The following is a 13,226-nucleotide window of genomic DNA, read 5'->3' as shown; positions in this document are numbered from 1 at the left end:
ATTTTATATTTTATATTGTTTACTCAAGTGTCCAATCTGTTATATTCCAAAATATGCCCACACCATGATGCCCTAATATTGTTTCTTCTGTCACACCTTTTAACTTAGGTTTTGAAACATATAATGCATCCATATAAGTTATAAATGTATATGGCATATATTTAGCCAACTCCATTTGGAATTCTTTATAATACTTTAATCTCTCATCATTTACATCTGTTTCTCTTGCTTTAATTAATAATTCATCAACTTTATCATTTGAATAGCTGTTGTAATTATTCCCCTTATCTGTTCCAAATACCTTATACGTATGATCATCTGGATCAAAAGGACTTCCCCAACCAATAAGGAATGCATCTTGGTTTTCCCAATCAATTTTAGGTAATACAGCAACTTTCATATCTACACCAATTTCTTTAAATTGTTGACTACAGATATTTGCTATATCTATTCTTACCTGATCTCCCTCACTACAGTTTATGGTAAATGATAATTTAGTACCATCCTTTTCATATATACCATCTGTTGAAATCTTCCAGCCTGTATTTTCAAGCATTTCTTTAGCCTTGTTTGGGTTATAGTCGAACTTCTCCATATTAGTGTTGTTATATTCTCCGCCCTGAAGTGGTGAATAAGCTATCTCTCCATATCCTAATACAACACTATCTAAAATAGCCTTTCTATCAATAGCATAACTTAAGGCATTTGGTAATCCCTTATTATTTTTAAATATAGGACTATTAAAATTATACATAATCCCTCTATAATCTGATGTCTTTATATCATATACAAGAAAATCTTTATTGTTTTTAAATTGTTCAACATCATGAGGTGTAACCTGTGCTAAATCTAACTCTCCAGACTTTAATTGAAGCGCTCTTGCTTTAGTATCTTCCACAATTTTAAAGATTATTTTATCAATTTCAGGTTCCTTATGGTAGAAATCTTTATTTTTTGCCAGAGTAATACTTTGTCCTTTATCCCAAGCTTCCATTTTAAAAGGACCTGTCCCAATTGGAAATTGATTAAACTCATCTGTTGCAATGTCTTTTCCTTCTAAAAGATGCTTTGGTAATATACCTATTGTCAAATAATCAAGCATTGCTACATTAGGTGCTTTTAATCTTATTTTTATTGTATTTTTATCTTCAATTTCAATTTCTTCAATATCTTCATAATTTGATGCTATTTCTGAATCATTTTTAGGATCCATAATTGTTTCTAGAGTAAATTTTACATCCTCTGCAGAAAAAACTTTCCCATCATGCCATTTAACATTGTCTTTTAACTTAAACGTATATGTATTTGTAGCTTTGTCATTGTCCCAGCTCTTTGCTAGTGAGGGCACAATATTATTATCTTTGTCATGAGCCGTAATACCAGTAAAAATAAGAGAATTAATTTCCCCATGCTCATATAATGCTGGATTAATACTTGAATAGTCCCCACTTCCATAAACTAAAACCTTTTCCTTTGATGCTGTTTTGTTTTCAGTATTACAGCCCACCATTAAAACCATACTCATAGTCAGGGCACAACCTAAAATCATCAACTTTTTAAATTTCATAATTATCCTCCTCATATAGTAAAATTAATTTATATTAAATTACAATATTGCAATTAATATTTCACTTTATATCTTTATAAGTTACTAAATTCTTTATTGTTTTTCTTCCTAATATAATTTCCTATGTTTGTAATGCACACTAGTGTAACTACTAAAAATATACCTGGGATCAATATAATCCACCAATAATTCGATAATAATGCTTTTTCTGCTAAAGAGAGCATGCTCCCCCAGGATATAATTTCAATAGGTAGTCCTATTCCTAAAAAGCTCAAAGTCGACTCTGTAGCAATAACACTTCCGATATTGGTTACTACCATAAACATTATTGATGAAATAAAATTTGGTAGCAAATGCCTCTTTAAAATATAAAAGAACTTACCTCCAGAATATCTTGCAGATAAAATATATTCACTATTTCTAATTTGTCTTACTTCGCTTCGTACTATCTTAGAAATATTCATCCAACTAGTAATTCCAATTACAATGGATATAGATACTGGATTTGCTTGTCCTATCATTGCCTGAATAAAAATTACTATTAAAATGGATGGTATGCTAATGGCTATTTCAGTAAACCGCATCATCATATCATCTACAACTTGCGGTGCAAAACCACTAATACTTCCATATATAACCGCAATAGTTGTTGATATAAATGTCGCAAGTACTCCAATAAATAAGGACACCCTGCCACCATACCAAATCATAGTAAATATATCTCTACCTAAGGAATCTGTACCAAAATAAAAAGTACCATTTGGGGCCACATTAATATTACTAAGGTCCATATAAGTAGGATTTAAATTCGTCATTACCCTTGGAAAGATGCAGCCTAATACAATTAGAAAAAGTATTCCTACAGATATATAAGGTTTCCCCTTTAAATCTTTTTTAAAACCTTTTCTTTTATCAATGCTCCTATCCTCTAAAAGATAATTTTCTCCAACTATTTCAAAGTCACTGCATTTTTGTTCCATTCGTCCTCACCCCCACTATGCTTCATTCTGGGATCTATTTTATCGTTAATAACCTCTGCCATAATATTTGCAAAAACAACTAATATCCCTGTTATAAGGCAGAGCACCATAAGCATGTTATAATCATGATACTTAGCACTCTCAAAAGAAAGCGTTCCAAGCCCTGGGTAAGAGAAGACCTTTTCTACAACATAAGTTCCTCCTAAAATATGCGGTACAGACATTGCCATAAGGCTAATATAAGAGGGCATAATATTTCTTAAACAATCTTTATAAATAATTTTCTTTTTACTTAAACCTTTAACTTTACATAATAGTACATAATCCTGTCTTATTTCTTCTACCAGCTTATTTCGAATAATATATGTATAATACCAAAGGTGACTTAATATCATAACAGTTAAAGGTAGTACAAGATGTTCTATTCGACTTACGTGATTTTTCGATTGACCCATTGCGTATGCGCCACTTGAAGGTAATATTTTTAAATTAATACTAAAAATTAATATAAGCACCAGCGCTATCCAAAATGGTGGAATAGAGGTGGTCACAGTACCTACTTTACAGATAACTTTATCAATAAGCTTATCTTCATGTAATGTGCAAAATATACCCAAAAGCAGAGCAAATAAAAATGTGAGCACATAAGAAAGCCCACCTAGAATAATTGTATTTTTGTACACGTTTTCAATTACTGTTACAACATCTTGCTTATATTTATAGGATATACCGAATTCTCCATGAGCAGCATTTGATAACCAGCTAATATATTGTTTATATATAGGTTCATTTAATCCTAACCTTTTCATTGCCTCTAGTTTTTGTGTAGTATTCATCCTTTTAACCCCTTCTCCATAATAAGATACTAAAGGGTCACCAGGTGATAATCTTGCCATATAAAATACAGTTATAGACAACAAAAATATAATTAAAATAAACTGCACTCCTTTTTTCATTGCATAAGTTATATTGTTCACAAATCATATCCTCCCCTAAACATGATAAAAACATAAAAACCACGAAAAACTAAGCTCCTTCTTCAAAACAAAAAAAGATGCTAAAACCTTCGTGGTTTAATATTAATAGTTATTAAATTATGTAAATTTAAGAAAGATAAATTTTACTACTAATACTTTAAGTAAGATTCGACTTACTTAAAATAGTTTAAATCATATTACCATTTTTGTCAAATAAACTCACCTTATAGTTCATCTAATATTTATTTATCTTAAAATTAATTGTTCTTTTCAGGTACTGAACTAACTTTTCTATCCCCTCACCTGTTCTTGTAGATATTCTGAATACTTCAGCACTTGGATTATAGCTATTAGTAACCAACTCAACCTTATTATCATCAAATTCAAAATGTTCAATCATGTCATATTTACTTATTATTACTGCATCAGTTATTGTGAACATTAAAGGATACTTTTCTGGCTTATCGTCTCCTTCTGGAACACTTAAAATAGCTATTTTAAAATCTTCACCTACATCAAATTCTGCAGGACAAACTAAATTCCCAACATTCTCAATAAAAATAAGATCTATTTCATCTAAATTAAAATACTGGATAATGTTTCTAATTGACAAAGCTTCAATATGACAAGCACCCTCAATATTAAGCTGAACCACTGGAATTCCTAATGAATCAATCTTTTCAGCATCAATTTGTCCTGCTATGTCCCCTTCAATAACACCTATGTTATACTTATCTTTCAGTGCGTTAATTAATTTAATTATTATACTAGTTTTCCCAGCTCCTGGTGAACCCATTATATTTATCATATATACCCTTTTTTCATTTAATAATTCTTTAATTTCATCACTACAATCTTCATTTCCATCTAACCCTTGTGTTACTCTCTTTATTTTCATTATTACACACTCCAATAAATTATTCTATTGTACTTTATTGCATTTTGCATTTATAATTACATTATACAAAATATTAGTACAATTAACCATTGCATTACTTTTTAATATTATTACTTGGAGGCTTTGCTTATTATGAAAATCGCAGTTATTGATGCTCAAGGTGCAGGACTAGGACAAACAGTTATCAAAAGAATCCGTAAAGAAATCCCAAAAGAAATATACATAATTGCTTTAGGTACTAACACTATTGCTACATCTAACATGGTTAGAGCTGGAGCTAACGTTGGTATTACCGGTGAAAAAGCCATATGTTCTTTTTGTGATAGACAAAATATAGACTGTATCATAGGACCTATTGGAGTTATATGCAATGGTGGAGTTAATAGTGAAATACCTGCATCAGTAACCCAATCTATTTTTCAAATGGATTGTATTAAATATATCATTCCACTACGAAAACATAATATTTTTATTCCTGGCACAAGAAATCTTGAAATAAAAGAAATAATTAATGAAATTATTATAGATATCAAAGAAACTTTAATAATTTAAGGACTATTTTATATTTACATTATTTAATAAGCAATTATTTCCTTTATCATAAACTCTTTTCCGCTTAATAAATCCCAGTATCCACCTTCACAATTTGGACATTTGCTATTATTTTCAAGCAAATTAAATACTTTATTGCAACTTTTGCAAATACAATTTCCTGGCAATATCTCAATTCTCAATTTCGTATCTTGAAGTAACGTTCCATCTACTGCCGCTGGGTAGCACGCTTCTATATATCTTGGAATCATTGAGGAAAGCTCTCCAATTTGTAGCACTAATGTATCAATTTTTGTGAGTCTATTTACTTTTGCTATATTTTCAACCTTTTTTACAACTTCAATTAAAACTCCCACTTCATGCAATAAAATCACCTCTACACTTTTAATTTTAAAGACTGTAGGGGACTTATCATCCCCCGTTGTCTTTTAGTTTGCTCTCTCCTTAGAAAAAACACCATTCACAAAATTGTTGACCTTTTTAATTGTAATTCTGCCTTTACGCTTAACCATACTTTTAAGTATTATAGGTTTTAGCTTTTCAAGTGGCACACTTTCAGCTTCATACTTTTTCACAAGTGAAATTGCATCAAACTTACATCTAGTTGTGCATGCACCACACCCTACACACAAGTATTCATCTACAGTTGTAGCGCCACATCCTAGGCAACGCTTTGTTTCAAGTTCAATTTGTTCTTTTGTGAATGTGTTACGTAAATCTTTAAAGGACTCTTTAGATTCAGCTCCATCTACATGATCTATCTTTTGTCTTGGAATCCTATCATAGCCTTCAAGGTTCAAGGTTTCTTTATCAAAGGCATGAAATTCTCTTCTATCACGTCCATTGACTAAACTTTGTCCCTTTTGAACATAACGATGTATTGAAATTGAGCCTTCTTTACCTAATGCAATAGCATCAATAGCAAATTTAGGTCCTGTCATAGCATCTCCGCCAGCAAACACATCCTTCTCTCCTGTCTGAAGCGTAAATAAGTCTACTTTTATTGTCTTATTTAGATTAAGTTCTATCTTGCTTTCTTCTAATAGGTTTGACCAATCTATTCCTTGTCCTACTGAAATTAAGATATTATTAGTCTTTACAATCTTAATTTCATTTTCGTCAAACACAGGACTAAATCTTCCATCCTTATCGAAAACTGAAATACATTTTTTAAACTCTATACCTGTAACTTTGCCATCTTCTTTAAGGATTCTTTTTGGTCCCCAAGAATTGTTTATTACAATACCTTCTGATACGGCATCTCCAATTTCTTCTTCAAGAGCAGGCATTTCTTTTAAGCTTTCTAGGCAATACATATCTACCTTTGAAGCCCCAACCCTTGTAGCAGTTCTTGCAACATCAATAGCAACATTGCCACCACCGATTACAACAACATTATCTTGAAGGTTTACATCATTACCTAAGTTTACCTCTCGAAGAAAATCAACTCCTGTAATAACGCCTTTTGCGTTTTCACCTTCTATGCCAAGATTTCTGCCTGTTTGAGCACCAATTGCAAGATAAAATGCTTCATAGCCTTTACTTCTTAAATCTTTAAGACTTACATCTTTACCTACTTCCACACCCATTTTAAATTCTACACCTAATTCTTTCAAAATATCTATTTCTGCATTTACTACTTCTTTTTCAAGTCTGTAGGATGGTATTCCAAGTGTGAGCATACCACCAAGAGCTTTTTGTTTTTCAAATACAGTTACCTTGTAACCGTCAATTGCTAAATAGTAAGCACAAGAAAGCCCTGAAGGTCCTGAACCAATAACTGCAATTTTCTTTCCATAGTCATGTCTTATTTTTGGTATATATCGATTCTCCATATTTAGATCTTGCTCTGCAATAAACTTTTTGATTTCATCTACAGCAACTGGATCGTCAATATCACCTCTTGTACATTCAGTTTCACATTTTCTTGGGCATATACGTCCACACACAGCTGGGAATGGATTTTCATGTTTGATAAGCTCAAGAGCTTCATTATATCTTCCCTGAGATGCTAGCTTGATATATCCTTGAACCGAAATATGTGCTGGGCAATTTGTTTTGCAAGGGCTTGTTCCTGTATCAACCACATTTTCTCTATTAATACGATAATCTTTATTCCACTTATCTGGTCCCCATTCCGTATTGGATGGAAGCTCATCTCTTTCTTTCTTAATTATCGGAGTTTTAGAACATACTTTTTGTCCTAGTTTTAATGCATTTACAGGACAGACCTCAACACATTCTCCACAGGCAACGCACTTATCTTGGTCTACCTTAGAAACATAATTTGAACGTATCATATCATTATTAATGAACATCCCTGCAATTCTTAATGCAAAACATGAACACCCACAACAATTACAAATAGCATGAGTCTTTCCTGGACCGTCTGTGTTTGGTATACTATGCATTAATCCATTTTCTTCAGCTTTTCTAATAATTTCAAAAGCCTCTTCACGCGTGATTTCTCGGCCTCTTCCTGTACGTATATAGTATTCAGCTGCATGTCCCATCTGAATACACATATCTTCTTTTAGATGCCCGCAGCCTTCCCCCATAGCTTCTCTTGCTGTACGGCAAGAACAATCAGAAACAGAAAAAATAGTGTTCTCATTAAGATATTTTGAAACCTCTTCATAAGATGCTCTTCTAGTCTCTCCTTCTATTGATGTCTCAATTGGTATAACTCTCATAGGTCCTACACCTACAGGAAATACACCTGCTGCCATAGGCCCCTTTTTTATTCCATATTCATCGAAAGCCCGAGCAATTTGAGGATACTTTTTTACATTTTCCTTGTTATTAACCATCATTTCCATATGTCCTGGAACCCAAATATCATGCCAATACTTGTCAACCCCATCAATTTTACCTACAAAGGCTACTCCATCAACAGCTAGCTTCCATAAAAGTTTCTCGGTTTCCTCTACAGATTTACCACACCCTAATGCAATTTCCTTAGCACTCTTTGGTTTACGAAGTTCAAGACAAAGTCCTGCTTCCGCCATTTCTTCTGTAACAACAGGTTCTTAAATTTTATATTCTGAATGTTCAGGCGTGATTTCTAATTTTGTACCACGTTTTACCCTACTAATCTTATTTGCAAGATCTAGTACCTTTTCATTAACCATATCTATTACCCCAAAATTTTAGTTTTATAATGATTATATTATTCGTTCCAATTTTTAACTTCAGTACGAAGCCATTGAGCCCATTCTTCAATTCCCTCGCCTGTTTTAGCTGAAATTGGTATAATCTTAATGTTTGGGTTTAACTTTTTAACACGGGTTTTTACGGCTTTTAAATCAAAGTCGAAATAGTCAATAGCATCAATCTTATTAATTAATAAAACATCAACAATGGAGAACATTAAAGGATATTTTAAAGGCTTATCGTCTCCTTCTGGAATGCTCAAAATCATAGCATTCTTTGATGCGCCAGTATCAAATTCTGCTGGACATACTAGGTTTCCTACGTTTTCTAATATAACGCAATCAATATTTTCTGTACCTAACCCTAATAATCCTTGCTTAGTCATATCTGCATCAAGATGACACATTCCTCCTGTGTGCAGTTGAATTACCTTTGTACCTGTCTTTGAAACCGTTTGAGCATCTACATCTGAGTCAATATCTGCTTCTAAGATTCCAATGCGCATCTCATCTTTCAATACTTCAATTGTTCTAACAAGAGTTGTGGTTTTCCCTGAACCTGGTGATGACATCAAATTGAGTAAGAATGTCTTTTCTTTTTTTAAATTTTTCCTAAGCAATTCTGCTTGTTTATCATTGTCTTTGAAAACGCTTTCTTTGATTTTAAGAATTTTAAATTCATCCATGTTTTATCCCCCCATTTTTATAAAGTTTCTATTAATATATAATTATACTGAGTAGTATTCTTACAATTCTCTTGTAAAATTGTACTACTCAGTATATGCAATAACAAATTATAACATGAATTATGCTTTTATACTATACTTTAAATGAAAGTTGTCCCCATTCTAAATATTCTCTAAACTGAATAATATATTAAATCTTTTAATACCAATTATTTGTTTTCTGTTATAATTGTGAGTATACTAGTCTTAATAAATATATAATACAAAACAATAATTATAAGGTGGTACATTATGAAGGAAGAAACATTAGACTATGAAGATTTTAAGTCAGACCTATCTTCAAAATACATAGGTAGAAATGTTTACTACTTTGATTCTATAGATTCTACTAATACTAAAGCAAAAAAGCTTGCTTCTAAGGGTGCAAAAGAAGGCACCGTTATTATTAGTGAAGAACAAACTGCTGGGCGTGGAAGACTTGGTAGGAGTTGGATTTCGCCTAAACATAAGGGATTATGGATGTCAATTATTTTAAGACCAAATATAGCTCCTATAAATGCTGTTAAAATCACTCAGATAGTTGCTGCTGCAATTCATAAGTCTATAAATTGCTTAGGTATAAAGTCTTTAATTAAATGGCCTAATGATATAGTTTTAAACGATAAAAAGCTTTGTGGAATACTTACAGAAATGAATGCTGAACTAAATAGAATAAATTATGTAGTAATAGGTATTGGTATAAATGTAAATCTAAATGAAGATGAAATTCCTAAGGATATTAGGGCTATAGCAACTTCACTTAAAATTGAAAGTAAAGATACTGTAGATAGAAAAGCACTTTTATGTAGTATTTTAGCTAACTTTGAGATATTTTATGATGAGTTTTTAAAGAATTTTAATATGGAAACAGCGCTTAAAATATGCAGAGAAAATTCTGCTATTTTAGGAAAGGAGATTCAAGTTATAAAAAAAGACTCTTGCCTTTGTGCAAAAGCCATCGATATTACTAATGATGGACGGTTACTCGTTGAATATGAGGATGGCTCTAAAGAATATTTAATATCTGATGAAGTTTCAGTACGAGGACTTATGGGTTACATTTAATTTTACTCCACTACTTTATTTGTCCCCATATTTCTAAACTTCTCATATCTTTCCTGAACTAAATTACTTATATCCTTATTTTTTAATTTTAAGATAGATTTTATTATGTTATCTTTTAGTCTTTGAGACATTTTATCTACATCTTTATGAGCTCCACCTAGGGGTTCTTCTATTATTTTGTCTATTATTCCAAAACCTTTTAGATCTTCGGCAGTTATTTTCATGACCTCTGCTGCCTCTCTCGCACGGGAAGTGTCTTTCCATAAGATGCTGGCAAATCCTTCTGGAGATAATATTGAATATATTGAATGCTGAAGCATCCACACCTCATCAGCAACTGCCATAGCAAGTGCTCCTCCACTTCCACCCTCTCCTATAATTATTGATATAATTGGTGTTTTAAGTTCTGCCATATTTATAAGGTTTTTTGCAATAGCTTCTCCTTGACCCCTCTCTTCTGCACCTATACCACAAAATGCTCCTTTAGTATCTACAAAACATATTACTGGACGCTTGAACTTTTCAGCTTGTTTCATAAGTCTTAAAGCTTTCCTATATCCTTCAGGATTTGGCATACCAAAATTTCTATTTATGTTTTCTTTCGTATTTCTTCCTTTTTGTTGTGCTATCACTGTTACAGGGGTTTCATTTAATTTTGCTATTCCAGCTACAATTGCACTATCATCTCCAAAGTTTCTATCCCCATGAAACTCAATAAATTCGTCAAAGATCCTATCTATATAATCTAATGCTGTAGGTCTTTCTACCATTCTAGAAATAGTAGTCTTCTCCCAAGGTGATAAATTTTCATATAGATTAACTTTCATTTTATTTAACTTCTTTTCCATTTCATAAATTTGCATTGATAAATCTATATTTCCTTTAATAGAACTTTGCTTTAGCTCTTCAATAGCATATTCTAATTTTTCAATCCTTGTTTCTGCCTCTAAGCTAGCCATAAAATTCACCTTCTCCTATTACTATTATATTTTCTACATAAACCTACCACCATATAATGCCTCTATTTATATAATCAATTCTTTACCACTTTTTACTCTCCATCTGAATGTAATTTTATAATTCTACCTAAGGTTTCTTTTAATTCATCTCTTTTTACAATTTTATCTATAAATCCATGATGTAATAAAAACTCTGCCTTTTGAAATTCTTTTGGTAATTCTTGTTTTATAGTTTGTTCTATAACTCTTCTTCCTGCAAATCCTACTAAGGCATCAGGTTCTGCTAAAATAATATCTCCAAGCATTGCAAAACTTGCTGTAACCCCTCCTGTAGTTGGATCTGTAAGTACGGTAATATATAAAAGCCCTGATTCATTGTGCCTTCCTAAAGCTGAAGCGGTTTTTGCCATTTGCATAAGTGAAAATATTCCTTCTTGCATCCTTGCGCCGCCTGAAGCTGTAAAAATAACCATTGGAAGTTTCTTCAAAGTTGCATATTCTATAGCTCTAGTTATCTTTTCTCCCACAACTGTACCCATGCTGCCCATAATAAAATTACTATCCATTACAGCAATTACTGTATCTTCATTTTGTATTTTACCTTTTCCCGTTACAACGCCTTCATTATTACCTGTTTTTTGTTCCATTTTAAATATTTTTTCTTCATATTTAGGATAATCAAGAGGATTCGAGGCCTTCATATCTTTATCAAATTCTTCAAAGGTTCCTTTATCTATCGTTAATTCTATTCTTTCTTTAGGTGTCATTCTAAAATGATAACCGCAATAAATACATATCTTATTTTTCTTTTCAACGTCCTTTTTATAAAGTACTTTACCGCAACCTTCACATTTAACCCACATGCCTTCTGGAATATTAGAAGTATTTTCTAACTGTTGCGCCTTATCTTTACTATTCTCTAAATTTAGGTTACTTACAGTTATATATTTCCTCTTCTTAAATAAATTCATTTAATTCACCCTCATTATTTCCTATTTAAAATTTCTTTTTCTATAAAACTTGTATCAAATTTACCTTTTTCAAAGTTTTTATTGTTTAATATTTTAAGTTGGAAATCTATATTAGTATCTACCCCTTCTATTACAAATTCTTCCAAGGCTCTTTTCATCTTACTTATAGCTTCTAATCTATCTTTTCCATGCACAATAAGTTTAGCTATCATGGAATCATAATTCGGAGGAATAATATAGCCTTCATATACTGCACTATCAATTCTTACTCCATTTCCTCCTGGTACATATAACCGCTCTATCTTTCCTGGAGATGGCATAAAACCTTTGTCTGGATTTTCTGCATTTATTCTGCATTCTATGGAATGACCTTGTATTTTTATGTGACTTTGATCATAACTTAACTTTTCTCCACTAGCTATACTTAGTTGTTCTTTCAATATATCAATACCTGTAACCATTTCTGTAACTGGATGCTCCACTTGTATCCTTGTATTCATTTCCATAAAATAAAACTCACCATGTTTATCTAACAAAAACTCTATTGTTCCTGCATTTTTATAATTAACGGCTCTAGCTGCTTTTACTGCTACCTCACCCATTTGTTTTCTAAGACTATCTGTAATTATAGCTGAAGGAGCTTCTTCTACAACCTTCTGATTCTTTCTTTGTACTGAGCAATCTCGCTCCCCTAAGTGCAATATGGTCCCAAAGTTATCTCCTAATATTTGAAATTCTATATGTTTAGGATTTTCTATGAGCTTTTCTATATATAAGCTGTCATCTCCAAAGGCTGCCTTTGATTCTGTCTTTGCTGTTTCATATGCATTCTTTAATTCTTCTTCTTTTCTTACTATTCGTATTCCTCTTCCACCACCACCAGAAGATGCTTTTATCATTACCGGATAGCCTATTTTTCTTGCTTCTTTTAGGGCATCTTCTACTGTCTCTACTACGCCTTCGGTGCCTGGTATTACAGGTATCCCTGCATTTATCATAATTTCTCTTGCTCTAGATTTATTACCTGCCTCTTCTATAGTTTCAGGATCTGGACCTATAAATTTAATATTACAATCTGTACACATATGGGCAAAGGTACTATTTTCAGATAAAAAACCAAAGCCTGGATGAATAGCCTGAACTCCTTTAAGTACTGCTGCACTTAATATATTTTGCATATTTAAATAACTATTCTTTGCCTTAGCAGATCCTATACAAACTGATTCATCTGCTAATTGGGTATGAATGGCGTCTTTATCTATATCGGAATAAACAGCAACTGTTCTTATTCCCATTTCCCTGCAAGCTCTTATAATTCTTACTGCAATTTCTCCACGATTAGCTATTAATATTTTATTAAACATATAATCACCTCTTAAA

The 13,226-nt window shown here is 32.0% G+C and carries 11 protein-coding genes and 1 pseudogene; 2 read left to right on the top strand and 10 right to left on the bottom strand.

Annotation, left to right across the window (positions count from 1 at the left end; genetic code table 11):
* Nucleotides 1-19 precede the first annotated feature (19 nt).
* The 4 genes from BV55_RS0111375 to hypB (BV55_RS0111360) all read right to left on the bottom strand — a co-directional run bounded on the left by BV55_RS0111375 (nt 20) and on the right by hypB (BV55_RS0111360) (nt 4,422).
* Nucleotides 20-1,567 carry an ABC transporter substrate-binding protein gene (locus BV55_RS0111375; protein WP_029452937.1) on the bottom strand — a complete coding sequence of 516 codons (1,548 nt, stop codon included), beginning with the start codon at nt 1,565-1,567 and terminating at the stop codon, nt 20-22.
* A 74-nt stretch (nt 1,568-1,641) separates the two neighbouring features.
* On the bottom strand, nt 1,642-2,547 hold the full coding sequence (locus BV55_RS0111370) for an ABC transporter permease (RefSeq protein WP_029452936.1): 906 nt from the start codon (nt 2,545-2,547) through the stop codon (nt 1,642-1,644).
* Nucleotides 2,517-3,524, bottom strand: coding sequence for an ABC transporter permease (locus tag BV55_RS0111365; RefSeq protein ID WP_341349703.1), 1,008 nt, complete (start codon nt 3,522-3,524; stop codon nt 2,517-2,519). Before BV55_RS0111365 ends, BV55_RS0111370 begins: the two co-directional genes overlap by 31 nt.
* A 235-nt stretch (nt 3,525-3,759) precedes the next feature.
* The gene (gene hypB, locus BV55_RS0111360) at nt 3,760-4,422 is read right to left on the bottom strand and encodes a hydrogenase nickel incorporation protein HypB (protein WP_029452934.1); all 663 of its coding nucleotides are present in this window, start codon (nt 4,420-4,422) and stop codon (nt 3,760-3,762) included.
* A gap of 132 nt (nt 4,423-4,554) precedes the next feature.
* Between hypB (BV55_RS0111360) and BV55_RS0111355 the strand changes: the two genes are divergently transcribed.
* Complete coding sequence (locus BV55_RS0111355; RefSeq protein WP_029452933.1) at nt 4,555-4,974, top strand: DUF3842 family protein; 420 nt, start codon at nt 4,555-4,557, stop codon at nt 4,972-4,974.
* A gap of 23 nt (nt 4,975-4,997) precedes the next feature.
* Here BV55_RS0111355 and BV55_RS0111350 read toward each other — a convergent pair whose 3' ends face one another.
* The 3 genes and pseudogenes from BV55_RS0111350 to hypB (BV55_RS0111340) all read right to left on the bottom strand — a co-directional run bounded on the left by BV55_RS0111350 (nt 4,998) and on the right by hypB (BV55_RS0111340) (nt 8,812).
* On the bottom strand, nt 4,998-5,339 hold the full coding sequence (locus BV55_RS0111350) for a hydrogenase maturation nickel metallochaperone HypA/HybF (protein WP_029452932.1): 342 nt from the start codon (nt 5,337-5,339) through the stop codon (nt 4,998-5,000).
* Between the two features lie 63 nt (nt 5,340-5,402).
* Nucleotides 5,403-8,105: pseudogene (locus tag BV55_RS14925) on the bottom strand (FAD-dependent oxidoreductase).
* Between the two features lie 38 nt (nt 8,106-8,143).
* Nucleotides 8,144-8,812: a hydrogenase nickel incorporation protein HypB gene (hypB, locus tag BV55_RS0111340; RefSeq protein ID WP_029452931.1), complete on the bottom strand. Its 669-nt coding sequence runs from the start codon at nt 8,810-8,812 to the stop codon at nt 8,144-8,146.
* 291 nt (nt 8,813-9,103) lie between these two features.
* On the opposite strand from hypB (BV55_RS0111340), the gene BV55_RS0111335 reads away from it, so the two are divergent.
* Nucleotides 9,104-9,916 (top strand): biotin--[acetyl-CoA-carboxylase] ligase, encoded by an 813-nt coding sequence (locus BV55_RS0111335; protein WP_051652496.1) that lies wholly within the window; start codon nt 9,104-9,106, stop codon nt 9,914-9,916.
* Nucleotides 9,917-9,918: 2 nt separating this feature from the next.
* On the opposite strand, the gene BV55_RS0111330 is transcribed toward BV55_RS0111335, so the two are convergent.
* The 3 genes from BV55_RS0111330 to BV55_RS0111320 all read right to left on the bottom strand — a co-directional run bounded on the left by BV55_RS0111330 (nt 9,919) and on the right by BV55_RS0111320 (nt 13,210).
* On the bottom strand, nt 9,919-10,875 hold the full coding sequence (locus BV55_RS0111330) for an acetyl-CoA carboxylase carboxyltransferase subunit alpha (RefSeq protein WP_029452929.1): 957 nt from the start codon (nt 10,873-10,875) through the stop codon (nt 9,919-9,921).
* 92 nt (nt 10,876-10,967) lie between these two features.
* Nucleotides 10,968-11,846 carry an acetyl-CoA carboxylase, carboxyltransferase subunit beta gene (accD, locus tag BV55_RS0111325; RefSeq protein WP_029452928.1) on the bottom strand — a complete coding sequence of 293 codons (879 nt, stop codon included), beginning with the start codon at nt 11,844-11,846 and terminating at the stop codon, nt 10,968-10,970.
* A 14-nt stretch (nt 11,847-11,860) separates the two neighbouring features.
* Complete coding sequence (locus BV55_RS0111320; RefSeq protein ID WP_029452927.1) at nt 11,861-13,210, bottom strand: acetyl-CoA carboxylase biotin carboxylase subunit; 1,350 nt, start codon at nt 13,208-13,210, stop codon at nt 11,861-11,863.
* Nucleotides 13,211-13,226 lie beyond the last annotated feature (16 nt).

This window comes from Clostridium algidicarnis (assembly GCF_000703125.1).
GTDB lineage: Bacteria > Bacillota > Clostridia > Clostridiales > Clostridiaceae > Clostridium_L > Clostridium_L algidicarnis.
The sequence above is the reverse complement of the archived record's forward strand: the minus strand, read 5'-3'. Positions and strand labels throughout refer to the sequence as shown.

Bases quoted from the DNA above. Each gene is read 5' to 3' on its own strand.
- BV55_RS0111375 (WP_029452937.1), bottom strand. From the start codon at position 1,567: ATGAAATTTAAAAAGTTGATGATTTTAGGTTGTGCCCTGACTATGAGT.
- BV55_RS0111370 (WP_029452936.1), bottom strand. From the start codon at position 2,547: ATGGAACAAAAATGCAGTGACTTTGAAATAGTTGGAGAAAATTATCTT.
- hypB (WP_029452934.1), bottom strand. From the start codon at position 4,422: ATGAAAATAAAGAGAGTAACACAAGGGTTAGATGGAAATGAAGATTGT.
- BV55_RS0111355 (WP_029452933.1), top strand. From the start codon at position 4,555: ATGAAAATCGCAGTTATTGATGCTCAAGGTGCAGGACTAGGACAAACA.
- hypB (WP_029452931.1), bottom strand. From the start codon at position 8,812: ATGGATGAATTTAAAATTCTTAAAATCAAAGAAAGCGTTTTCAAAGAC.
- BV55_RS0111335 (WP_051652496.1), top strand. From the start codon at position 9,104: ATGAAGGAAGAAACATTAGACTATGAAGATTTTAAGTCAGACCTATCT.
- BV55_RS0111330 (WP_029452929.1), bottom strand. From the start codon at position 10,875: ATGGCTAGCTTAGAGGCAGAAACAAGGATTGAAAAATTAGAATATGCT.
- accD (WP_029452928.1), bottom strand. From the start codon at position 11,846: ATGAATTTATTTAAGAAGAGGAAATATATAACTGTAAGTAACCTAAAT.
- BV55_RS0111320 (WP_029452927.1), bottom strand. From the start codon at position 13,210: ATGTTTAATAAAATATTAATAGCTAATCGTGGAGAAATTGCAGTAAGA.